Here is a 24990-nt window from a genome sequence, read left to right on the forward strand (position 1 = left end):
TGAAGTCATCTCTGCTTCTATAATTAAAGTAGAGAGCAATTACTGTACAGATTTAAGAATATTTATTCTTCAGAGAAAATCGCTTCTTGGAAAAGATAAGAGTATTTACTCTTGTCGCGGCGACTCATACCGGTATAATCATTCGCACCAACGCGCGAAATGAGGGATTAACATGATTGCAAAAACACCATTGCATGCTACGCATGTAGCACTAGGCGCCAAAATGGTCGATTTTCATGGCTGGGATATGCCATTACATTATGGCTCACAACTTGATGAACATCATCAAGTACGTCAGCACGCGGGTGTATTTGATGTTTCTCACATGACGATTGTCGATATTTTAGGCGCTGGCGGTCGGCAATTTTTACGCAAGTTATTAACGAATGATGTTGATCAACTTGAGCATACAGGTCGCGCACTTTATAGTTGCATGTGTAACGAGCATGGCGGCATTATTGACGATTTAATTGTCTATCAACGTGCTTCCGATAACTACCGACTTGTTTTGAATTCTGCAACCCGTCATCGCGATCTGGCATGGATTCGTGCCAAAAGTGAAGGCTTTGCCGTAGGATTGCAGGAGCGCCATGATTTGGCAATGTTGGCTGTACAGGGACCTAAAGCAATTTCAAACACGATGACAAAACTTACCCCTGCCCAAGCCGATGCTGTTTCCACATTAACTTATTTTGAATGTGTCGATGTTGGCTCCTGGTTTTTTGCACGCACTGGATATACCGGTGAAGATGGTTTGGAGATTATTGTCCCTAACGATGACATTGATTCATTTTGGTCTTCTTTATTACAGGCGGGGATAAAACCTTGCGGGCTGGCAGCACGGGATACATTGCGTCTGGAAGCTGGAATGCTACTTTATGGTCAGGATATGGATGAGACCACTACACCACTTGAGTCAGGTTTGGAGTGGACCGTGAAATGGCAACCTGAAGACAGAGATTTTATTGGCATGGGCGCTCTTTTATCACAAAAGCAACGTGGAATTAAACGTAAGCTGGTTGGCTTAATTTTGCAAGATAAAGGCATTATGCGTCCAGGACAACGAGTTATCGTTGAAGGGCATGCAGAGGGCATTATAACCAGTGGCAGTTATTCTCCTACCCGCAAACAATCCATTGCTTTAGCCCGTGTGCCTATAGCAACAGGAGAAAACGTTTTGGTAGATATCCGTGGTAAATTAATTTCGGCAAAAGTTGGAAAACCAAGATTTGTTAAGCGAGGAAAAGCACTCTAAGGACAACAGGCGGACAGCGCAGTTTAATCAAAAATAAAAAAGAGAGATAAAAATGACCGATTTAAAATTTACAAAAACTCATGAATGGATAAGAGCTGAAGACAATGAATACATAGTAGGCATTACAGAACATGCTCAGGAACTATTAGGGGACATGGTGTTTGTTGAATTGCCTGAAGAAGGTGATGAAGTAAATGCTGGCGATGAAATTGGAGTAGTTGAATCTGTGAAAGCAGCTTCAGATTTCTATGCACCCATTAGTGGGACTATTGTAGCTATTAATGAAGAAGTGAGTGAAAATCCTGCGCTGGTTAACAAAGATCCTTATGGCACTGGATGGCTGGTAAAAATAAGAGCAAAAAATCCCTCTGAAATGAATGCACTTTTAAACAACGAGGAATATCAACACGAAATTAAAGAGGATCATTAACTATGCCTTATATCCCACACACCAAAGAAGATACTGAAGCCATGTTGGCAAGCATTGGTATCAAAAAAGCACAAGATTTGTTCGATGAAATACCTTCATCCTTACTCTATGGTGAACTTAAAAATATTCCTGAAGGCCTATCGGAAATGGCCATGCTGCAAGAAGCGCAACGTTTTGCCCAGCAAAATCAGAATGGAATATGTTTTATTGGAGCAGGTAGTTATGAACATCATATTCCTGCAGCAGTGTGGGATATTACCTCTCGTGGTGAATTTTTAACTGCTTATACACCTTACCAGGCAGAAGCCAGTCAGGGTACCTTGCAATTACTTTATGAATTTCAAACGATGATTGCAGAATTAACGGGTATGGACGTAGCAAATGCTTCGATGTATGACGGCGCTTCTGCTTTGGCCGAAGCAGTACTAATGGCAGTGAGACTGAATAAACGCAGCAAGAGCAATCGGGTGTTAGTAGCTGGTACGGTGCACCCGCTCTATCGTGAAACATTAGAAACTATCGCACGAACACAACATATAGAAGTGATCACTCTGCCTTTTGATGAACAACAAGGGACCACAGCAGTTTCTGCCCTGGATAAATATCAAGGAGAAGACATCACTGCCCTGGTTATTGCACAACCCAATTTTTTTGGTTGTCTTGAACTTGTTGATGAATTGACGGATTGGAGTCAAGCTAACAATACTGTCAGTATTGCTTGTGTGAATCCTGTTTCTTTGGGACTTTTAAAACCACCTGGACAGTGGGGCAACAAAGGAGTGGATATTGTTTGTGGTGAAGGTCAACCCTTAGGTTCACCTTTAGCTTCAGGTGGTCCTTATTTTGGTTTCTTTAGTACACGCCTAGAACATGTTCGGCAAATGCCTGGTCGTTTAATTGGACGTACCGTCGATAAAGATGGAAAAACAGGCTTTACGTTAACACTACAAGCGCGCGAGCAACACATTAGAAGAGGCAAGGCAACCTCGAACATCTGCACGAATCAGGGGCTCTTAGTCACCGCTGCCACCATTCACATGAGTTTGTTGGGAGCAGAAGGCTTACATCGTGTTGCCTATCAATGCCATGCCAACACTCAAAAGCTGGTTAATGAGTTAACAAAAATTGACGGCGTCGAAACCATTTTTAATGCCCCCTATTTTCACGAAGTCCTGTTGAAGTTAAATCAACCAGTCGATGAAGTACTCGCTAAATTACGCGAAGCAGGTATCACTGGCGGCTATTCGGTAGAATCTCATTATCCCCAATTAAGGAATGCTATTCTTGTTTGTGCAACTGAAATGCGAACAGTCGAAGAAATAACTCACTATGCAAATTCATTACAGTCAATTCTGGCTAAGCGAGGCCTTTGATGTTTATTGTGCAGTTAATTTATAAAACATCCATTAATGAAGTCGATAAATATTTACAGGCCCATCGAGAATTTCTTGATTATTACTATAAACAGGGATTACTGATAGCCTCTGGTCCTATGAAACCTAGAACAGGTGGAATTATTATTGCTGCAACCAATGACAGAGACTACCTGGAATCTGTACTTCAACGTGATCCTTATTATCTCGCTGAAATTGCTGATTTTCAGATTATTGAGTTTACCCCTGTGAAGCATTGCGAAGAACTCAAGGATCTCATTCAGAAAACGGAAGGCAAATTATGTTGATTTTTAATCGCTCAAAAACAACACGAAAAGCAATGGCACAAATGCCGCAAAAAACAGTAGACCAGGTCGTCATTCCTGCTAGTTTCTTACGCAAGACAGCCCCACGCTTGCCGGCTTGTTCAGAGCTGCAAGTTATCCGGCATTATACGGGTTTATCGCAGCTTAATTATTCGATCGATACCAACTTTTATCCTTTAGGTTCCTGCACCATGAAATATAATCCTCGTGGTGTGCACAAAGCTGCATCAATGCCAGGATTCATCAATCGACATCCACTGGCACCGGAAAAAGCAAGTCAGGGATTTTTACAAATTCTTCATGAATTACAAGGATATCTTGCTGAAATTACCGGAATGCCTGGTGTCTCTTTAACGCCAATGGCAGGCTCACAAGGAGAGTTTGCCGGTGTTGCCATGATTAAAGCTTATCATCAATCCAGAGGTGATACGACACGCGATGAAATCCTTATTCCTGATGCTGCCCATGGGACTAATCCTGCCTCTGCAGCCATGTGTGGATTTAAAGTAATTGAACTTACAACGGCAAAAGATGGCGATATTGATTTAAAAGAATTGCGCAGCAAAGTTGGTGCCAAAACCGCAGGAATCATGCTAACTAACCCGTCCACATTAGGGTTATTTATGCGTGAAATCAAAGAAGTTGCTGAAATTGTTCATCAAGCCGGTGGTCTTCTTTATTACGATGGTGCCAATCTGAATGCTATTTTAGGGAAAGTGCGTCCCGGGGATATGGGTTTTGATGTAATGCATTTAAATTTACATAAAACGTTTGCAACACCTCATGGAGGTGGCGGCCCAGGTTCAGGTCCTGTTGCTGTTAGTAAACGTTTACTTCCTTATTTACCGCTTCCTATCGTGATAAAAGAAGACAGTGGCTATCGCTGGGCAACTCGCAGCGACTATCCACAAAGTATTGGTCGTTTATCTTGTTTTATGGGTAATGCCGGCATTCTATTGCGTGCCTACTTTTATATCCGAGTCTTGGGTAAAGAAGGCTTATTACGCGTCTCCGAATTCGCAACTCTTAACGCTAATTATTTACTTGCTGAATTAAAAAGAGCGGGTTTTAGTCCAGCCTATCCTGAAAGACGAGCAACTCATGAGTTTATTTTAACGTTAAATCAGGAGAAAAAACGCTACGGAATTACCGCAATGGATTTAGCCAAACGTTTATTAGATTATGGTTTCCATGCTCCCACAACCTATTTTCCCTTATTAATACCTGAGTGTCTGCTGATAGAACCTACCGAAACTGAATCCAAGGAAGAGTTGGATGGCTTTATCTGCGCCATGCAGGCAATTCACCATGAAGCAGAAACCAATCCTGCCTTGTTAAAAGAAGCGCCTCACAGCTTACCCGTTAAACGTCTGGATGATGTTAAGGCAGCAAGGGAATTGGATCTAAATTATTTTAGCCACCACGAATAATCGTTATTGATGGGAATAAGGCCTAAACAAGGCCTTATTTTATGCAAATGCATTGAATTCTCTTGTTCTATCTGAAATAATTCCACTCCTTTATGGCTCTCCTAAAAAGGAACTTTTATATGAAAAAACAGGGCAGTGTAATTTTTTTATGCCTCTTGTCGCTTTCTCTGCATGCCGGGACCATGGGAACAGTTGGCACTGCATCAAGCTACCCTTGGTTTGCTTCCATCGGTACAGGTTATTCCTGGACTGAAAAACCGGGCATCGTGAATCCTAATCCTGCTTTTTGGGATTTTTCCCTCCAAGGTTATGATGCTGATTTGGGTGATAGAGGATTTTATACCTTTGAAGTCGGTAAACAACTACAAGAATATCTTGATATTAGTATTAGTTACATAAATCATGAAAACTTTGACTATCAAAAATTTCAAACCTCACCTCCTGGCACTTCTGATACACCGGGCTTCTCAGGCAGTGCAAGGACACGTTATTTTGAACTCGACAATAAGGCCATTTTAGTCAATGGATTTATACATCCCGCTAATGCCTTAGCTACTTTGGCAGCCATTGAAGTTACACCTTTTATAGGTGGTGGAGTTGGCTATGCTCATAATGAAGTAAGAAATTTTTATACTGTCGGAAGAACAGTGATTGCCGGAATTCCAGTAGGGTCTACGACTACAATTGGCGATCCAGCTGGCAGAAATAGTTTTGCATGGCAGCTTTCTGCAGGCGTTAATCTTACTCCAACAGGAAGCCATCTAAGTATTGGCACTGGTTATCGCTACTACGATGGAGGTAAATTCGAAGGTCCTTCAACCGTCTATACAAACAGCGCCGGTTTCCAAACGTCAACTCCCTGGTCAGGACGCTTAAAGGCAAATCAAGTTTTCGTTAATTTTCGCTACCTTGTTTAAACCGGGCTTTTCATAAGACATCACAGATAACTGCTTGTTTTTAAAAACTATAGAAAATACTTTGCGTTAACAAAAAAATAAGTTATAAAAAGATTTACCTGTATCAAGGATTGACGGGTATGAGGGGTCAGCCCAAAAGCTGATAGGATTTTTTTTTCATGGAGTGAAAAGTGAATAGTAAAGTATTTTCACAACGATTTAATCGTGAGTTGTCTTTGCTGGGTTTTCCGGAGGAGTTGGCTGAGAAAACCAAGGCAGTTGCCAAGGTATTTGGTGTAACTCGTCATTTAGCCAATGCAATGATTTTTGGTCATTTGCTACCCTCTCCAGAACAGCTGGATAAAATTGCTGAAGTTCTGGAAGTCTGCCCGCAATGGTTAAGTGGTACAACGGATAGGAAAAAAGCATATCCAGGACGTGAAACTACGGAAAGCGTGTAGTCCCGTTCTGATTAGGTTATACTATAGTAATACAATAAACTCGTGATATATCATTATTATATCACGAGCCATCAAAGGTTATTTAATCATGGAATGCTTAAGTTATTGCATTGCCAGTTCAATTGATTTGACTCGCCTGGATAATCATTTTAAAAATACTTTAATTGGCTATAGCTCTGTTCGCTCTCGTGACGTGTTAAAATTAAATCACTGCGAAAATCCCCATGCTTTAGTCTTTGTCTTTAAAAATGGAACTGTCGTCACGTGGGGAGTAAAGCGTTATGCAATTAATACTTACCTCGATATTATTCGACCTTTTGGAGATAAATTAGTTACTTTCCTCGTGCGTGATGAATTCAGTTATCAGATGGGTGACAAGACAGCAATAGAGCCGCACGATTTTTTTGATGTGGATTGCTTAATCATTGATACTGACAGTGATGAATTAAAATTAAGTTTGTCCTACGGTTTTTCCCAATCAGCAAAATTACAATATTTTGAAACTATTATTGAAGCACTCATTGAGAAATACAATCCAATGATCCAAAGTCTCTCAAGTAAGGGAGAAATGCCTGTTACCCGCAATCAAATTCGCCAGGTCATCGGGGAAATACTGGGCGCTAAAAGCGAAATGAATTTAATAAGTAATTTTCTTTATCATCCAAAATACTTCTGGCAACATCCTACGCTTGAAGAATACTATACGATGATGGAGCGCTATCTGCATATTCAGCGTCGGGTCAATGCCATCAATCACCGGCTGGACACTTTAAACGAAATTTTTGATATGTTTAACAGTTATCTGGAGACTCGTCATTCACATAGCCTGGAAATTATTATTATTGTATTAATTGCTATAGAGATCATCTTTGCTGTCCTTAATATTCATTTTTAACTTGAGAAGAGGCAATCAGGCAAGATGAACTGCGTTACTTAACCCGCTATAGCTCCCTCACTCTGAAAAAACCACCGTCATTCTGAGCGAAGCAAAGAACCTCTTCGCGTATAATTTCCGCAGTAAGCGAGAATATATAATATCGTTTGTTCTGAAGAAATGTGACTCAGTATTGCAAGCCATCGTTAACTTTTGTAGTATCAGATTTTGCCTTACGCAAATCTCTATGAAGCGCTTGTACTCTCGTTTTCTCCAACAATCCTCTTTAAAAACAGAGCTCTTGGCAGGTATCACTACTTTTTTAACAATGGCTTATATTGCCTTCGTTAATCCCACTATATTACAAGAGGCTGGAATGGAGCCTGGTGGTGTTTTTACTGCTACTTGTCTGGTAACCGCTTTTGCGTGTGCATTTACTGGTCTTTACGCCAACACACCGATTGGCGTCGCACCAGGCATGGCCCTTAATATTTATTTTACCTACGGTGTGGTCCAGGGAATGGGTATTGATTGGCAACATGCGCTGGCTATGGTTTTCATTTCGGGACTGATGTTCCTGCTACTCACGCTTAGTCGTTTAAGACGGTTATTAATAGAATCCATACCTCATAATCTGCAAGTAGCTATTCTTATAGGAATTAGTTTACTCATTGCGTTAATAGCATTGCATAGCAATCAATTAATTATCGCTAATCCACATACCTTAATGGCACTTGGAAATCTTGCCAGTTTACAAAGTGGCCTGTTTATTATTGGTTTTTTAATAATTTTAATATTGGATTATTACCGTATTCCAGCAGCAATCATTCTTGGTATTTTAATCATTAGCGGTTTAAGTTTATTATTAGGTTTAACGCCATGGCGAGGAATAGTGGCTTTGCCTCCCTCCATGGAAACTACCTGGTTAAGGCTTGATTTTTCAGGATTTAACAGTGTTGCTGCCCTCAAAGCCACCTTCACCTTCTTTTTGATTGCAGTTTTTGATGCGACAGGAACACTTATTGGTTTGCTCAATCAATCTGTTTTTAAACATGAAGCCCACTACCAGCAGCGATTAAGCAAAAGCTTAACAGCAGATGCAGCAGCCTCAACCCTTGCCGGTCTTTTAGGTTCAGCCAGCACCTCACCTTATATCGAATCTGCCGCTGGTATTGAAGCTGGAGGACGCAGTGGTCTCACCGCTTTAGTCATTGCCACAGGATTTATTCTAATGTTGTTTTTCTTTCCCTTGGCTCAGATGATTCCCAGCTATGCGGTTGGTCCAGCCTTACTTTATGTAGCCTGTAGCATGATGAAGCATGTAATGGATTTAAAATTAACAGATTTTACGGAAATTGCGCCTTCAATGCTGACTATTATGTTAATTCCTTTTACTTCATCAATAGCCGATGGCATAGGAAGTGGTATTATTCTCTACACTGCTTTGAAAGTGATAACTCGGCAATCCATAAACCCTTTATTATTTATTCTAAGTTTATTATTCGTGCTATTTTTTGCAATTAGTTAGGCGTGACTTCATTGAGTTTTTGGCTGTCTACTTTGCGGGAAGCATTAATTTTTCACTTCACAAGAGCAAATAAAGCCATAGCCCAATTAGTAATTATTTCTCTTTAATGCCAAAAAAATTTACAAATATTTATAAAAAAAGTGCCTGCTTTTATGCAATACTTATTTTATTTAAGAAGAAAAAGTCATGATCATTTGTAACAATCAAGTCAACGAGGCTCAATTACAAGCGATTCAGGATCTATCGGCTTTATGTCGCGAACGGGATGGCGGAACGCCTACTATTTATAATCACCTTCTTCTACAAAAGCGTCCCACAGAAAACAATGTATTTTATTTTCAAGACGATCAGTTACTGGGTTTTTTGAGTGTTTATTTCTTTTATGAAGATGCTTGCGAAGTAAGTCTCCTTATCGCTCCTGCACATCGTCGACGAGGAATAGCAAAACAACTGCTAACCACTATCACTCCTCTTTTAATAGCCAAAGAAATGCATACTCTTATTTTTTCCAGCCCAACAGTAATTAATTCTCATTGGTTAACAGAACAAAAATTTCTTTATCGGAATAGCGAATATAAGATGCTGAGGGAAAGCTATGAACCCATTTTCCTATCCAATCCAAAACTGCAAATACGAAAAGCCACTTTAGACGATATACCTACTCTATGTTCCATCGATGAAGCGTGTTTTTCAGGACAGCAGGAAAACATGATGAACCGCTTTAACCTGTTGTTGAATGATAGTCATTATACCTTACTGTTAGCTTTGCATAATCATGTTGGCGTTGGTAAAGCGCATATTCATTGGCAACCCAAGGGAGCAATATTCTCTGACATTGCCATCTTACCGCAATATCAAAGACAGGGCTGGGGTGGAGAATTACTGTCTTATTGCATTAATCAAGCCTTGTCTATAGGTAAGAACAAGCTGATGCTCGATGTAGAAACTACTAATCAAAATGCCATTAATCTTTATACTCGTCTTGGTTTTAAAACAGCCAATATCAGCGACTACTGGACGATCCCTTTGCGAACATTAATACATAGCTGGAATTTACTTTAAGATTCATCAAATTGGTTCAACCTAATTGTAAAAAATTCAGCCATTCTGGTCTACACTTATATTGCAAGAGAAGTAACTGTTAAAACAGCTTTATCAATTTGGACGATGAAATGAACAAAATTAAAGCAGTTTTTTTCTTTCTTCTTTTTTCATGCACTCTTTATTCTGCTCATGCAACAATAAGAGTAGGTACTGTATTTTTTTATCCTCCTTTCGTGATGTCTATTAATGAAGGTTTTGATATCGACCTGATTAATCTTCTATGCCAAAGAATGAAGACTGACTGTGCCTTAATTCCCATGGATTTTAATAAACTCTTTACAGCGCTTGACAACGGCAACATCGATCTCGCCATCGGTGGTATTGTCATTTCAAAAGCAAGAGAAAAAAAATATATATTCACTCTGCCTTACATGCTAAGCAAAGGCGAGTTTCTGGTTTTAAAAGACAATCCGGCTTCAAGCATCAGCGATTTAGCTCAACAAACCATAGGCGTTATGAAAGGAGAACAGGCGTCAAATGTTTATTCAGATTTCCTCAATGTAAATTATCCTGGGTTGTTTAAATTTCAAAATTTTAACGATATAGAAGATTTGGTATCGGCACTTCGTAATCGAACAATAGCCGCAGCCTTTGTCCATGAATCAGCGGCTTATTACTGGGAACAAAATGGAGGTGGTCAATTTAAAATGCTGGGAAAGCCAATGTCTGTTGGCTTCGGAGTAAGCATTATGAGCCTACCCAAAAATGTAAATTTAGTTCAACAGCTTAATCAACAAATTTTGGCTATTGAACAAGATGGATCATTTGTTGGCCTATATCAGGAATATTTTGGCAATGAGCAAAATTAAATAGCTCTGTCTTAATATTACCTTAATTTTTGCACACTATTATATCAGTATTACTACAATTTTAACGAGTTTAGGCATGCCTAAGTATCATGGTCTTGTATTAGAAAAATATAAAGATAAAACTGCTGGTAAAAATAAAAGTGAGGTGGATGGTTTTTACCGAGCTAAAGGTAGCAGTGAAGAATTTCTTATTAAACAACCCAAGGATAAAAAAGAATTATTTACTGAGCTATTTGCTGGTCTTTTATTAAAGGAATTTACTAATCGAATAGTAAAAGCTTTAATTGCAGAAAAAAAACTGCCCAAAGGCTCTGAAAAATCACTTATCTTTGCCGATCTTATCCAACTTGATGACGACTCCTATGCCCTCATTCAACCTAAAATTAATTTTATCGAATTATTTAAAATCATCGGTACTGGCTATAAAGATGGCTCTGATCGCGATCCTTTCTGGGAGATGGTAAATGGTCCTTCAGCTTACCCAGCGCTTACACAAAATGGCGAGTATTTTGGCCTATCCTTGTCAATTATGTTTTCTTTGCTGTTTTGTGCTCATAGTGTTCACAGCGGAAATATAGTTTGCCTGAAGCCGCAAGGTACCCATCCTCTAGAGCAGATTATTTCTCAGTTTGGTCGCATAGACTGGGGGGATGCTTTCCGCTTTTTTGCCACAAATGCCAATAATGAGGAAGAAAATATTCTTTTCCCCGCAGAATATGAGGGACTTTTAAATTTAAAAAAATATACGAAAGGTTATGTTCAAAATTATCGTAATATTGCAGGCTTATTCACAGCAATTGCTGAAAAAGGGAAGCGTTTCGCCAAAAAAATGGAAGAAAAAGGAGAGCAATTGATACAGCAGTTTGAGGCAGAAGAAAAAGAGGCCTTACAAAAAGCGAGCGAAGCAACAACATTGGCTATGGAAGAAATTAAAGATGAAAAGAATCTTTTAGTAAAAGCAGCTCAGGAAAAAGCAGAAAAAGCTCGTAAATCAGGTCCAATGGCAACTTTTCTGCTGGATATAGTAACAAGTGCTTTTAGTCAAATACCAGAAGATTTATTGGATGCACAGACTAAGAAAAAATTGGCAGAATACCTTGATATTCCAGCTTTTGAACATGTGATCTTTGGAAAAAAAGATGGGAATTATTTCCAGGTTACTGAAGAATTTGCCAGAGTTTTAAAGCATCGTATGGGGAGAATTACTCAATTAAAAGAACAAGTTTCTCTGCAGCAAATAAAAGAAACTGATCTCTATCAGAGCATTCTTTACACATCAACAATTGATTTGTCTAGCAAAGTAAACAATGAAACTGTTTTTTCTGATTTCGTTGAGGATTTAACAAACTTTGTCAACTATAAAGATGAACTCAACCTGGCACAGGCCATTTGGATTGACTTTAGTAGAATCAATTTGCAACAACTTGCAAAGCAATACAACCACTATATCGATCTACTTACCCAACAGGCTGAAATTTTTAATTTATGGCAACATCACCCATCTCGTAATTTAAACGCGTTAGTTCCTTATAATGCAAAGAGGACTGATGAGTTACAAGCCGGGCATGCTTTCGTTCCCTACTACCGTGAAAGCACGATTTTACGCCGCCTGTCTACTATAGAACCGCAAAGCTTAGGTCTTTATCGTTTTCAACCCTATGAAGAGCCTGCACGCCAATACAGCCAAGAGAACCCTACCTGGAAAAAACTGCAAGATATTACTTCTGCAGGAAATCAAATTATAGGTTTTTTAAAAGCAGCACAGGGCCAATATAATTTTATAACAGAAGAGATTCAATCCAGTAAAATTAAGCTTAATCCACAAGAGATTAAAATAAAATACGAGAAAGGCATGCAAGATGTTTTAAAACACTTATCAGATGCCATTATCGCATTTAATGAAAGAAGAGAAACACTAATGCCTCTGTTTACGTCTTCGACCTTAGACAAATCTTTCTCATTTGACAGTAATTTTTTCTATCCTATCAGTGATGAAGAATTGTCTGCTTTAAATGGGGTGCAGCTAGCTACTATTTGTCTCGAGGAGTTAAACGCTGCGGAAAGTCGTTTATTATTTCGTGTTATTAATAATACTGCTTTATGGCAAACTATGAGTGATGCGCTTTCTGAGAATGAGGACAAATTTAAAGCCAGAGCAGACAATATTCCCTTTAAACTAGCTCGATTAGGTGAGTTACGCGAAAGCCTGGTTTCTTTTAATACACAAAAAGAAGCTTTTAACAACGCGACCACCTTGGATGAGAAAAATGTAGCCTTAGAACGTTTACAGGAAAAAGCCGAGGCACTTCCTGAGGTATTTCAGACAGAACTTGCTAAAATCATTGAAACAGCACAGAACGAATTACAAGAGCAACGAAGACTTTTGGAGGAATATAATGTCGCGTACACTGCTTTTGAAAAGGCTGATAACCAGGCTGAAGTATTTTCAAAAATACGCGCTGCCTATGATAAATTACCTTCTTATGTACGAGATTTAGAGCTGGAACGGCTTAAGGCAGCTACACAATCAGCTTTTAACGCTTGTGTTGCCTCATTTGATGCCGTAATTATTGAACCGACGCTGGAAGAAGTGGATAAAAAACTACAACAATTTACTGCTTTGCAAACTTTCTTCACTTCATTGCCTGAATTCCTCGCCGAGGGCTACCGCACCGAATTTGCGCAAAAAGAAAAACAACAGAACTTTTATCAAGCATTAAAAACTTACAACAGTTTACAAACTCTATCGCAAAAAGTAGACGGTTTTAATGCCTTGGCGGCTAGTAAGAGAGCGCTTGCCGATTCTGATTCAGTAAGTAGTTATTATCCAGCGTTGGAAGAAATTCATAGAGCATTAACTACACTACTGAAGGAGCAAACCGTCCAGGTAAATGCGAAAGTAGCGCCCTTGGAACAACAGTTGACTAAATTAAAAGCTCATCTTAGCTCAATTCCAGAGCCTGAGAAGTCTCTATTCCTGCAGAGTGCTTTAAAAGATAAAACACTTTGGGAGGCTGTTGCCTCTTGCGAGAAAAAGCAGTTTTCTTCAGGGCTGGTTGCTGACTTGTTAGCCCTTAAAAAATTTCATGATGATAAGCTGGATTCCAATGAAGATAGCCAATTTGGTCAAGCCTATACAGATTCTTTGAATAATTTTTATAAAGAGGCGGTAAGGATTCGCTTATCCGATAAATCAGCTAAAGAACAGGCAAGCGCTATTCTTAAGACTGCTCACAGTGAATTTATTCATCGTCATGATAAGGAGCGCCTGATTGCTGATGTCATCATGGTTGTTAGTATTATAGGCCTTGTCATTGGTGCCGGACGATTGCTTGCTGGAAAATCCTTCTTCTTTAGCCAGGCCAAAACTGACCGTGAGGCTGAGTTTGCCAATCAGTGGCTGAAACAATTACCTGATGAAAATGAAGAAAGTGATCAAACTCGTCTGATATCTCCTCCTGCTGCATAAAGCATAGCAAGCAGGCAAAGAGAGGCTGGGGGCTCAAAATCAGCGGCGTTACCCTGTCCTCTCTCATGCAAGGATTGCGATAAGACTTCTCTTCATGTTAGCTTAGTCATAGAAAAAGTGATTCCTCCTGTTCTGGAGGCATGTTGATAAGTAAAAGGAATTTATGAAAGCATTGTTTTTAGTTTGTCTGACTTTTGCAACGCTCGCCTCAGCCTCCATAGTAAATCAACCAACTGATTTCAAAGACAAAGCAGTTCAGCAATTATTGCAAGAACATTTGCAAAAATATGGTACCATGGAATCCTTTTCAGCCATTCAAGCTTCAATTAAAGTGAAGGATGAATTATCCACCTATGTGACAGGACATCGCGATAAAAAACCTGATAGTCCCCCTATTGATGCCAACTCTCTTTTTGACATCGGCAGTATTACCAAATCGTTTACCGCAGCCATTGCTCTGCTTGCTGAAAGTGATTCCAAGCTCAAACTGACAACGACTTTAAGTACTTATTTACCGCAGTATCCACATTGGGGAGATGTCAGTATAATGAGCTTGATGGATATGAGTAGCGGTCTTCCCAATTATTCTGATGCGCCTAAAATTAATTACTTCATGAGTAAAAATTTACGTCAGTATTGGAGTCAGGATGACTTAATTAATCTGGTGTACTTTAAGGAGTTTAACCCACCTCGAAAACCTGGATTTTTTTACAGCAATACAGGCTACATTTTAATGGATAAGATATTGAGTAAAGCTTACAATACTCCCTTTCAAACCCTGATTATTGATAAAATCATTCATCCTCTCAATTTAAAAAATACGTTTTATCCAATACCTGAATATCCTGCTAATGTCTTACCACGCCTGGTTAGAGGTTATTCCTACAATGTCTATGATAATCCTGAGTTACTGGGCCAGGATGTCACTGAAAATAATTTAAGTTGGGCCGGTGCTGCCGGTGCCATCGTTGCTAATAGTGAAGATGTGGTTCATTGGGTAGAACATTTATTCATTGAAAACAAACTCTTGACTAAAGCACAACAAGAAAAAATGCAGCGACTTATCTCAACGAGCTCAGGACTACCTATTTCTGCTACCACCGAGCAAAATCCCTATGGCTTTGGTCTTGGAATTATTCAGGGCTATGATGCCAAAATTGGACGCTATTGGTTTTATGAAGGCGAAACTTTAGGCTATAGAGCCGTTTATATGTACGTACCTTGTAATCGAGTCATTATTGCTACTTTATTTAACAGCGCCACCAATCACGACAATGACCATTCACGTGAATTGATACTAAAAATTTATAATCATCTGCTTGAGACAGATGAAATGCTTATTTGCGGTCAAGATAAGATGGATGTATAACCTTGAATACAACTTGACAGAATTTCTAAAGGCTTTAGTATTTGCTTTTTATTGCGACGGGAACGCGCCAGAGGGGATGGAATGAAAAAAAGAGTGGTCATCACTGGGATGGAAATTGTATCTTCCATCGGTAATGGGCTTGAGGCTTTCTGGCAAGCAGCATCAAAGGGAGAGTGTGGCATAAGGCGCATTCAAGCTTACGACCCTTCCCCCTATCCAACACAAATTGGTGGAGAAGTTACGCTCTCTTTAGCTCATTTACCCAATTTTGACAAATCAAATCGTTTTCCTCGTGTCGCACAATATGCCTTATATTGTGCCCATCATGCCATTGAGCGAGCAGGACTTACGTCAGAAGAGCTCAGTAAAGCAGGGACTTACATTGGCACCAGTCTTGGCGGCACACCTGAACTTGAGCCTGCTTTTAATACATTTTTTACGCAAAGCTGGAAAAAAATCCCACCGCTTAGTGTGATTCGTGGCATGCCCAATTCTGTAGCCAATCATATTGCAATCGCTTTTGGTCTTGGAGGACCTAATTCCACCATCTCCAATGCCTGTGTCTCATCTGCCGAAGCAATTGGCTATGCCTACCAACAGATTGCCAATGGTCAATTGCCTCTGGCAGTATGTGGTGGTACTGAATCTCTACTCTGGGAAACAATTATGGCGGCATGGTGTAAATTACGCGTTATGTCGACACAAAATGAAAATCCGAAATTAGCCAGCCGACCTTTTGATAAACATCGTGATGGGTTAGTCATGGCTGATGGGGCTGGTATTTTAATTCTCGAAGACTTGCAACATGCCAAAGCCCGAGGAGCCAAAATTTACGCAGAAATTATTGGCTTTGGCGCCAGCTGTGATGCCTATCATGTCACAGCGCCCAATGTACAAGGACAGGTTCGTGCAATTCACGCTGCCCTGGATGACGCTAAACTTGCCATAAGCGATGTGCAATATATTAATGCTCACGGCACAGGCACTCAATTAAATGACATTACAGAAACAGAAACAATAAAAACTGTCTTCGGCAAACGCGCTTATGAAATACCTGTAACAGCACAAAAAGCAATGACTGGGCATGCCATTGGTGCTGCTGGAGCAATGGAAATTATTGCCACTACCTTAAGTTTACAGCACGATTTTTTATTACCAACCATTAATCTGGAAGAGCCCGACCCGGCTTGTGATTTGGATTATGTAGCCAATCACGGACGCAAGCAGCAAATTGATATAGCCCTGTCTAATCACTTTGCGTTTGGTGGTGCAAATGCCGCGTTGCTGTTACGGCGGGTATAAAGATTCACAATTGAAGCAGCATCGCGCTATAATCGCTCTATTTTGCACGATTATAAGGTACATTAATGAATGCTTTGCTATGTGAGGTTGCCAATCTAGTTAACGGAGTCGTGATTGGTGATGAAAAAATTCAAATTTCTTCATTGGCACCTATTGATAATATTATTGAAGGTTCACTGGTTTTTGCAGAAGGCCCTGATAATATTAATCTGGCCGAAAATTCTGCTGCAGCTGCCATTCTGGTAAACCCTGCGGTTACAAGCAACAAAAAATCAGTCATTCAGGTGGCTCATCCCTTCAAAGCGTTTATCCAACTGCTGAACTATTTCTATCCAGCCAGGAAAACACCTGCTGGCATTCATCCCACTGCTATTATTGCCGATGATGTTGTATTAGGCAAAGATGTTGCTATAGGTCCCTATGTCACCATTGAAGCGGGAACACAGATTGGTAACAATTGTGTCATAAAAAGCCATGTTTCTATTGGTGACAATGTAACAATTGGTCCAGACACCACCATTCATCCTCATGTTACTGTGTATAACGATTGTCAGATTGGAGCACGAGTGGCTATTCATGCTTCCTCAGTCATCGGTTCGGATGGTTTTGGCTATACTTTTATAGATAACCAGCATTTAAAAGTTCCTCATGTAGGAAATGTAATTATTGAAGATGATGTGGAAATTGGTGCCAATACTGTGGTTGACAGAGCAACTTTGGGTTCAACCGTTATTGGTGCTGGTACAAAAATAGATAATCTCGTGCAGGTTGCTCATTCCGTAAAACTGGGTAAACACAATATATTGTGTGCTTTTACTGGAATTGCAGGCAGCACAACCAGTGGAAATAATGTAGTTTTTGCTGCAAATGTCGGTGTTAGCGATCATGTGCGTATTGACGATGGTGTTGTCTTGGCCGCACGTGCCGGTGTACCTCCTAAAAAACATCTTAGGAAAGGGAATATATACTTAGGTAGTCCCGCCAGACCTAGAGAGAAAGCAATTGAGCAGGAATTAGCCGTAACACGCATTCCACTCATGCGCAAAAATTTAAAGAGTTTAAGCGACCGAGTTGAAGAACTTAGTCAGCGTTTAGCCCAACAAGAGACAGACTAATGGCCGCACCACTAATTTTAATTGATGGCTCCTCCTATTTTTTTCGCGCATTTCATGCGCTTCCCCCGCTGACTACCTCCAAAGGACAACCAACAGGTGCTGTCTATGGAGTAGCCAACATGGTCAAACGCTTAATCAAAGATTATAAACCCGAACAAATTGCTGTAGTTTTTGATGCCAAAGGAAAAACCTTCAGGGATGATTGGTACCCTGAGTACAAGGCACATCGTGCGCCGATGCCCGATGATTTATATTGTCAGTTTCAACCATTACTCACTTTATTGGAAGCCATGGGTTTGCCCATTTTAATTATCGAAGGTGTTGAAGCTGATGATGTCATTGGGACTATTGCCCATTGGGCAACTGCACAAGGTCAAGCGGTTTTAATTTCAACCAGCGATAAGGATATGGCGCAATTAGTTAATGAGCATGTAACACTCATTAATACGATGACTAATCAAGTACTCAATATAGAAGGGGTTAAAAATAAATTTGGCGTGGCTCCTTGTCAAATGATTGACTATCTCACTTTAATTGGCGACAGCGTTGACAATATTCCTGGCGTAACCAAATGTGGGCCCAAAACAGCGGCCAAGTGGTTACTTGAATATCAAACTCTCGATAATTTATTGGCCAATTCATCAGGCATTGGTGGTAAAATTGGCGAATACTTACGAGAGAGCCTGCCCCATCTACCGTTATCCAAACGCTTGGTAACCATTAAAACTGACGTGGCATTACCTTTAACCCTGTCCGATTTAGCCGTTAAACAAGCGAACCGTGAGCAATTGATTGCACTAACTCGCGAAATGGAGTTTAAAGCCTGGTTGAAAGAGCTCCTGGGTGAAGAAGAAGCAGAAACGGCAAGTATTGGCTTAGGACCACCTTTACCCGTTCATTTTTCCATTATTAACACCGAAAAACAATTAACTGATTTGGTGGCACAGCTTAAAAACTGCCAGCAGTTTTGTCTTAATATTGAAACAGACAATAAAAACTCGTTGGACGCAGCCATCATAGGTATTGGCTTGATTTTGGAGGAAGATAAGCCTCTTTATATTCCATTGGCTCACCGAGACGACAGTATGCAACTGGCGCGTGAGAAAGTATTAGTGACATTAAAACCAATTCTTGAAAACTCACAAATTGGCAAAATAGGCCAGAATTTAAAATACGATTACAATGTTTTAAAGAAGCATGGGATTCATTTAAAAGGCATCGCTTTTGATATCATGCTCGAATCCTATGTGCTTAACAGTAACGCAAGCAAACATGATAGAGATTCACTTGCATTGAAATATTTGGGACATAAAACCATCAGCTATGAAGATATTGCTGGCAAAGGGGGCAAACAGCAGGCTTATGATCAAATTCCAGTGACGCAGGCAGCACCTTATGCAGCAGGAGCCGCAGACGTTAGCCTAAGGCTGCATAATAAACTTTACCCCATGCTGGATGAATCTCTGAGAAAGGTGTTAAAGGAAATCGAAATTCCTTTATTAACTGTACTTGCCGAAATGGAATTGCAAGGGGTATTAATTGATGAGAAAACCCTGGAGAAACATGGAGAACGTTTAAAATTACGCATGGCAGAACTTGAGCAAGAAGCCCTAGAGCTTGCTGGCCTTCCTTTTAATTTAAACTCTCCAAAACAGTTACAAGAAGTTCTTTTCGATAAGTTGAAACTGCCTGTATTTAATAAAACACCAACTGGTCAACCCTCTACTGCTGAATCGGTTTTACAAGAACTCGCTTTTGATTATCGCTTGCCAGCGGTGATTCTTGAATATCGAAGCTTAAGCAAATTAGTCAGTACTTATATTGAAGCATTACCCAAATGTATTAATCCTCTTACTCATCGGGTGCATACTTGTTATAACCAGGCAGTAGCTGCTACAGGTCGCCTCTCGTCAAGTGAGCCTAATTTGCAGAATATCCCCATTCGAAATGAAGAAGGGCGTTTAATTCGCAAAGCCTTTGTTGCTCCTCCTGAGCATGTGCTAGTTGCAGCCGATTATTCACAGATTGAATTGCGGATCATGGCCCATCTATCGCAAGATGAAAATTTATTAAAGGCGTTTTCCATGGGTTGGGATATCCATACCGCCACTGCCAGTGAAATTTTTCAGGTTCCTTTAGAAGAAGTGAGCCATGAACAGCGCCGCCGCTCCAAAGCAATCAATTTCGGCTTAATTTATGGCATGTCAGCCTTTGGTCTTTCAAAACAACTCGGCCTTGAACGAAAGGATGCGCAAAATTACATGAATACTTATTTTCAACGTTACCCGGGCGTTTTGGAGTATATGGAGCGTACGCGAAAGCAAGCGCATCAACAAGGCTATGTTGAAACACTGTTTGGCCGTCGTCTGCATTTACCAGAAATTAATACCCGTAACATGGTTCGCCAAAAAGCGGCTGAGCGAATGGCTATTAATGCACCTATGCAAGGTACGGCTGCAGACATTATTAAAAAGGCCATGATTGCTATTGCCAAATGGCAAGAACACCAACAGCAATCTCACTGCAGAATGATTATGCAAGTCCATGATGAATTGATTTTTGAAGTACATCAGGCTTATGTCGAAGCAACCATTCATACCATTCGTGAATTAATGGAACATGCGGCAAAATTATCGGTCCCTCTACAAGTTTCAATAGGCGTGGGACAGGATTGGGACGAGGCACATTAATCTCAATATTCCAAACCTGGGTACAGATCCAGAGAACTAAGCCCAGGTCTATATTGTGTTGCCCAGCCTACATTTCTGGCTTAATTAAATAGCTATCTATGACACGATTAGGCACTAAGACTAATAAAATTGGTGCGCTTGGTAAAAATTACCAAATATTGAATGAGGAAATTGGCCATAAATATTAGAAATTCAGCAATGATTTTGCTGAGGTAAATGCTCAACCCCGTGTAATGAATTAAATTCATTACGTAAAATGAAGACACACTCATTATTACAACCAAAACACTATATTGAAAAGCAGACACTAACAGGTTTTTTTTTGATTTAAAGGACAAATTTTTGTTTAAAATAAAATTGACCGGGGCGGAAATAAGACGGGCACCAAATACGGCCCAAGCAGCTTGTTGGCTGACAAAATAAATCAGCGAAAACAAACTGAAATCCAGCAAAAAAGAAAAGATAGCCACCGAGCAAAAGCGCAAAAAGATAAAATAAATCCTGAGCGAATCCAAGAAGGGATTGAAATGAGAGCCTTTATTGTTATCAATGTAAATCGTTTCAATCGGTAATTGCTCTATCGACAGACGGAGTTTTTTTGCAATGAAAAACATTTCAAATTCAAACTCATAGCGCTTCGTGGAGGTCATTACCAAGCGGCGAATTAATTGATTAGGGATTCCTCGAAGACCTGTTTGCGTATCTTTAACCTTGCTGCGCGTAATTAAATTAAAGAGAAACTTAGTGAGAACATTACCGAATCGGCTGCGTAAAGGAATAGTCGCCTTAGCCATTTGACGAATCCCTAAATATAATTTTGAAGGCTCTGCATAAAAGCACTGGCTAAGACGGATAATATCCTGGACGCTATGTTGTCCATCAGCATCGGCAGTAATAACCCCAGGAGATTTATCCGAAAAAACAGCCAGGTAATAATTCATCGCCGTTTTAAGCGCCGCACCCTTACCTTGATTTTGCTCATGGTGCAAAACAATATAACCGTTTGCTTCCAATTGTTTAAACACGTTTAAGGAGTCCGCGTTAGAACCATCATTCACAATAATGCATTGTTGCTCTGGAAAAAGCTCACGATGTTTGTTTAATAATTGAATAAGCCCTTCATCAGGGTTATACGCTGGAATAATTAAAACTGGATTTATGGATGGCATAAACAGGACTTCCTGGTTCACGAAAGTCGATGGTTAAATGACTTCGTTCATTACTTCGGGCACAATTAAACTGCCTTTTAATTTAGGGCTTGTTTTCAAATAATTCTCGACGTCCCGCGACTTGGTTGTAAGATCTAAAAATCTTATTGTATCACTGGAATTTGTGGATAAACCCCGAAACTGGCAATCAAGAATTTTCCCTAGGCAAGTACTGCCAACAGACCTTACTTCTATTTACTTTTTATTGAACTAAGCAGATGATAAGCAACTTTTTGGTTCAATAAGTAAAGCAACGTTAGTTCGGCTAAGCTAACAAATTTCATGGGAGAGTTCAATCTTCCATAATTTAATTCTTATCCGGGCAGAGGATAATTATGGTACTGCTGTTTTGTATATTATTCTGTTTTATCTTGATTGGCTGGGGATTTTTCTTTACACGCTTACTAAAATGCACATTGTCTGTCGGTTTGGTAAACGCTACCAGTTTTTCAGGTTTAGTGATTTTTTACAGCTTTTTAGGAGCAGTTCCACAACCGGCAAGCATAATTTTGCTTGGATGTGGTGGTCTATTTTTTATACTTTATTTAAGTTATCTCATAAAAAACTCCCAGTGCAAACAGTTCATCCTTACCACACTGGCCTATTTGATTTTATGCGGTTTGTGCTTTTCCATCGCCTATGGCCTTAAATTCAGAAGTATCGACGATTATTCCTATTGGGGTACTATCAGTAAGTATTTATTCATCTTTCATGCATTACCAGACAATGCTAATTACATTAATCCTAGCTTTCTTACCTATATTCCAGGAATGGCCAGTGTCCATTATCTGCTTTATACCTTGGCTCACCAATACTCCCAACTGTTAGGCTATTTTGCGCAAGGATTAATACTCGTTTCAGCCATGATGGTACTTTTCGATCCCAAAACCATCGCTCGCTCGGTCGTTCGTTTAAGTCTTTGGTTAATTCTGTTTACGCTGGCCTATGGTACTGTCTTTGCCCGCATGGAAGTTGATGCCTATGTTGCTGCTTATTTATTGGCAATTACCTGGTTGATTTATAACAAAGAACACCCTGTGTCGATAGTTTTACCCATCCTCTTTCTTTCCATTATTAAAGAAATAGGCCTTGCCTTTTCCATTCTTTCTTTAGTTTTGTTGGCCTTGGTTGAATCACACAATCGCAAAATTTTGCTCCATTGCCTAAGCATGTTGATTGCCGTATTACTGACAAAATTTCTATGGAAATTTCATGTTAGCAGCTATGATTTTCACAGTTTTTCCCAAGAGGTTTCGTTAAAAACAGCCACTGCGGCACTTAACCCTTTCAATCCTGCCTATCACCAAGTACAACAACTGTACATTAAGGAAATGCTATTCGCCAGTTTTGATTATCTCATTAAGCTACCTTATCTATTACTTTATTTGTTCATTGCGGGGCTATGGTATTGGTCTTTAAAAAACGAGGATATCGATAAAGTCAGGCTCAACAGGGCGATGATGGTTTTTATCCTGTTTGCTGTCTTATATTTACTGATGTTGTATTGCCTGCAAGCCATTGTTTTTGCAGTTGGCCATGAAAATAAAAAAATATTAGGGTTTCATCGTTACTTTAATATGCTTTTTCTACCTTGGTTTTGCTTACTTATTTTTGCAATCCTGGATGCAACAAAATCACCAGCATGGGATAGTTTATCAAAGCCAGCTCCGCTAATGGTGATTATTGTCGCTGTTACTCTTTTGATTGGCGGAAAGATAGAGAGAATTAGAAAATTTTACCAGCCGCACCAACTCTATCAACTTCAGGCTTTAATTGAGGCGCAGGTGCAGCAGCTAAACAATAATAACTGGTCCATTTGTGTCATTAACCCGCCTAAACCAGCTTATCAAGTGACAATGCCTTTAAGCTATTTTTTCATGCCGAATCGAATTCTTTATCCGATTGATACTAAAGAACTTGCTAATTGCGAGCTGAAATTGGAGTGGGCTAAGGATGATAAACTAGTGGTTCGCACCCATTAGCCAGTAGCCGTGTAATTATGATTGGAAATTATGCTGAATCTTCTTTTCCACCTCTTCTTGAGCCACCCTAACTGAACCTTCCACACTTAAATGAGCCCAAGGTTTAACCGGTAGAAAGCGATTAATTAGTCGAATCAGCGTATCCCATATTCGATTGATCGTGGGAGCAGTAAATTTATTAGCGGGAAGTCTTTCGCTGATAATATCACGCAAGTCACCCATAATTTGCCGAGCAAAATTAAAATCCTGGCAAGTATCTTCATTTGCCTGTGTGATTTTGGCTTTTAAAGCATATAACGTTTTCGGTTGTTTTAAATGCACTGCAGTATACTCCTCATGCATGCCTAAGGCTTTTTCAATGGCTTCTTTTTCCAAAGGTTTTGCAACTTTAATTCTATCTTCTAACATGACGATGAGATCATTAACCATTTCTGCAACATTGTTTACCACGCTAGGTACTGCTGGAATTTTTAATATTTCTTTATCGTAAGTTTCCAGCATTTCGCTAAATTCATCAGGCTTAAGTCTTTGTGTGGGACTTTCCTTGATCATTTTTTTTATGATTTCCAATAGTGTGTTAATTTGCTCAGAATTTAAGTTAGGGAAAGCTTTAGCAAATCCTTTTTCCCAGTCACCAATGGGCCTAAGTCTTATTATATTTGTTTCCTGATTGGCTAGGATCAGTCTTTCTTTTTTTACTAGATGCAGTCCCTCAAGTATGCTAATACCGGCAGAATAAATATCCGCTGTTTGATTAATTGAAATTCCAATAAATAATTCCAAAGGAGAATAAAGTGGTGTACCACGAGATACCGACTCACCATGACCTTTAATAGCCGAAAAACCATAATCAACTGCTTTGACTGTAAAATCAGTATTTACAATAAAATTGGCTGGTTTCACATCTCCATGAATCACGCCCGCTTGATGCAGTCGATAGATTTCTTGGAACATACCGCGCATAATTACCAGAAAGTCTTGGCCGCTATACTTACCTTCTTTAATGAGTTCATCCATATTCGTACCAGGACAATACTCATTAACCATAATAGCCTTGGTCAAGCTTTCTCTTTTTTTGCTCGGTTGAAAAAAAAGGCCCTCTGTATATCCTAAATGAATACCGACTGACGCTTCTCTTTGAATATCGTCTTTTAGTTCAGCACTATTTGGTTTATGAGCCTCTATTTTTTGTACTTTAATTGCTTTAATAGTCCCTGTTTGTGAATTCCTTGCCTTAACCACTTTCCCCCAAGCCCCTTTACCCAGGGTATGAATTTTATCATAGGATTTTTTTATGCTTGTGTTTGTTACAGTAATTACTTTCTTAGGTTTATTTTCTACAGATTTAGTCATGATATATCTTTGTCCG

At 39.7% G+C, this 24990-nt stretch carries 19 protein-coding genes; 17 read left to right on the plus strand and 2 right to left on the minus strand.

Annotation, left to right across the window (positions count from 1 at the left end; all coding sequences use genetic code 11):
• The first annotated feature begins 172 nt into the window (after window positions 1–172).
• The 16 genes from gcvT to polA all read left to right on the plus strand — a co-directional run bounded on the left by gcvT (window position 173) and on the right by polA (window position 20431).
• Window positions 173–1255, plus strand: coding sequence for a glycine cleavage system aminomethyltransferase GcvT (gcvT, locus tag clem_RS13850; RefSeq protein ID WP_094092085.1), 1083 nt, complete (start codon window positions 173–175; stop codon window positions 1253–1255).
• Between the two features lie 52 nt (window positions 1256–1307).
• Window positions 1308–1685: a glycine cleavage system protein GcvH gene (gcvH, locus tag clem_RS13855; RefSeq protein ID WP_094092086.1), complete on the plus strand. Its 378-nt coding sequence runs from the start codon at window positions 1308–1310 to the stop codon at window positions 1683–1685.
• 2 nt (window positions 1686–1687) lie between these two features.
• Window positions 1688–3058: an aminomethyl-transferring glycine dehydrogenase subunit GcvPA gene (gene gcvPA / locus clem_RS13860; protein ID WP_094092087.1), complete on the plus strand. Its 1371-nt coding sequence runs from the start codon at window positions 1688–1690 to the stop codon at window positions 3056–3058.
• Window positions 3058–3366: a YciI family protein gene (locus tag clem_RS13865; protein WP_094092088.1), complete on the plus strand. Its 309-nt coding sequence runs from the start codon at window positions 3058–3060 to the stop codon at window positions 3364–3366. The genes gcvPA and clem_RS13865 overlap by 1 nt, the downstream gene beginning before the upstream one ends.
• The gene (gcvPB, locus tag clem_RS13870) at window positions 3360–4814 is read left to right on the plus strand and encodes an aminomethyl-transferring glycine dehydrogenase subunit GcvPB (RefSeq protein ID WP_094092089.1); all 1455 of its coding nucleotides are present in this window, start codon (window positions 3360–3362) and stop codon (window positions 4812–4814) included. Before clem_RS13865 ends, gcvPB begins: the two co-directional genes overlap by 7 nt.
• A 119-nt stretch (window positions 4815–4933) precedes the next feature.
• Window positions 4934–5731, plus strand: coding sequence for an outer membrane protein (locus clem_RS13875; protein ID WP_094092090.1), 798 nt, complete (start codon window positions 4934–4936; stop codon window positions 5729–5731).
• 170 nt (window positions 5732–5901) lie between these two features.
• Window positions 5902–6171 (plus strand): hypothetical protein, encoded by a 270-nt coding sequence (locus clem_RS13880; RefSeq protein ID WP_094092091.1) that lies wholly within the window; start codon window positions 5902–5904, stop codon window positions 6169–6171.
• Window positions 6172–6259: 88 nt separating this feature from the next.
• Window positions 6260–7066, plus strand: coding sequence for an RMD1 family protein (locus tag clem_RS13885; protein ID WP_094092092.1), 807 nt, complete (start codon window positions 6260–6262; stop codon window positions 7064–7066).
• Window positions 7067–7292: 226 nt separating this feature from the next.
• Window positions 7293–8573 (plus strand): NCS2 family permease, encoded by a 1281-nt coding sequence (locus clem_RS13890; RefSeq protein WP_094092093.1) that lies wholly within the window; start codon window positions 7293–7295, stop codon window positions 8571–8573.
• Window positions 8574–8759: 186 nt separating this feature from the next.
• Window positions 8760–9635, plus strand: coding sequence for a GNAT family N-acetyltransferase (locus tag clem_RS13895; protein ID WP_094092094.1), 876 nt, complete (start codon window positions 8760–8762; stop codon window positions 9633–9635).
• 218 nt (window positions 9636–9853) lie between these two features.
• Complete coding sequence (locus clem_RS13900; RefSeq protein ID WP_198333137.1) at window positions 9854–10486, plus strand: transporter substrate-binding domain-containing protein; 633 nt, start codon at window positions 9854–9856, stop codon at window positions 10484–10486.
• 76 nt (window positions 10487–10562) lie between these two features.
• Window positions 10563–13955: a LepB GTPase-activating domain-containing protein gene (locus clem_RS13905; protein ID WP_094092096.1), complete on the plus strand. Its 3393-nt coding sequence runs from the start codon at window positions 10563–10565 to the stop codon at window positions 13953–13955.
• A 163-nt stretch (window positions 13956–14118) separates the two neighbouring features.
• On the plus strand, window positions 14119–15324 hold the full coding sequence (locus clem_RS13910; protein ID WP_094092097.1) for a serine hydrolase domain-containing protein: 1206 nt from the start codon (window positions 14119–14121) through the stop codon (window positions 15322–15324).
• Window positions 15325–15405: 81 nt separating this feature from the next.
• Window positions 15406–16626 carry a beta-ketoacyl-[acyl-carrier-protein] synthase family protein gene (locus clem_RS13915; RefSeq protein ID WP_094092098.1) on the plus strand — a complete coding sequence of 407 codons (1221 nt, stop codon included), beginning with the start codon at window positions 15406–15408 and terminating at the stop codon, window positions 16624–16626.
• A 65-nt stretch (window positions 16627–16691) separates the two neighbouring features.
• Window positions 16692–17741: a UDP-3-O-(3-hydroxymyristoyl)glucosamine N-acyltransferase gene (gene lpxD / locus clem_RS13920; RefSeq protein ID WP_094092099.1), complete on the plus strand. Its 1050-nt coding sequence runs from the start codon at window positions 16692–16694 to the stop codon at window positions 17739–17741.
• Window positions 17741–20431, plus strand: a complete 2691-nt coding sequence (gene polA / locus clem_RS13925) for a DNA polymerase I (protein WP_094092100.1) — start codon at window positions 17741–17743, stop codon at window positions 20429–20431. The genes lpxD and polA overlap by 1 nt, the downstream gene beginning before the upstream one ends.
• Before the next feature lie 107 nt (window positions 20432–20538).
• Here the strand turns inward: polA and clem_RS13930 are convergent, their stop codons facing one another.
• Complete coding sequence (locus clem_RS13930; RefSeq protein ID WP_094092101.1) at window positions 20539–21600, minus strand: bifunctional glycosyltransferase family 2/GtrA family protein; 1062 nt, start codon at window positions 21598–21600, stop codon at window positions 20539–20541.
• 374 nt (window positions 21601–21974) lie between these two features.
• On the opposite strand from clem_RS13930, the gene clem_RS13935 reads away from it, so the two are divergent.
• On the plus strand, window positions 21975–23621 hold the full coding sequence (locus tag clem_RS13935) for a hypothetical protein (RefSeq protein WP_094092102.1): 1647 nt from the start codon (window positions 21975–21977) through the stop codon (window positions 23619–23621).
• A gap of 15 nt (window positions 23622–23636) precedes the next feature.
• Here clem_RS13935 and clem_RS13940 read toward each other — a convergent pair whose 3' ends face one another.
• Entirely contained in the window at window positions 23637–24974 is a 1338-nt protein-coding gene (locus clem_RS13940; protein WP_094092103.1) for a protein kinase domain-containing protein, read from the minus strand.
• Window positions 24975–24990: the final 16 nt, after the last annotated feature.

Source organism: Legionella clemsonensis, assembly GCF_002240035.1.
Taxonomy (GTDB): Bacteria; Pseudomonadota; Gammaproteobacteria; order Legionellales; family Legionellaceae; genus Tatlockia; species Tatlockia clemsonensis.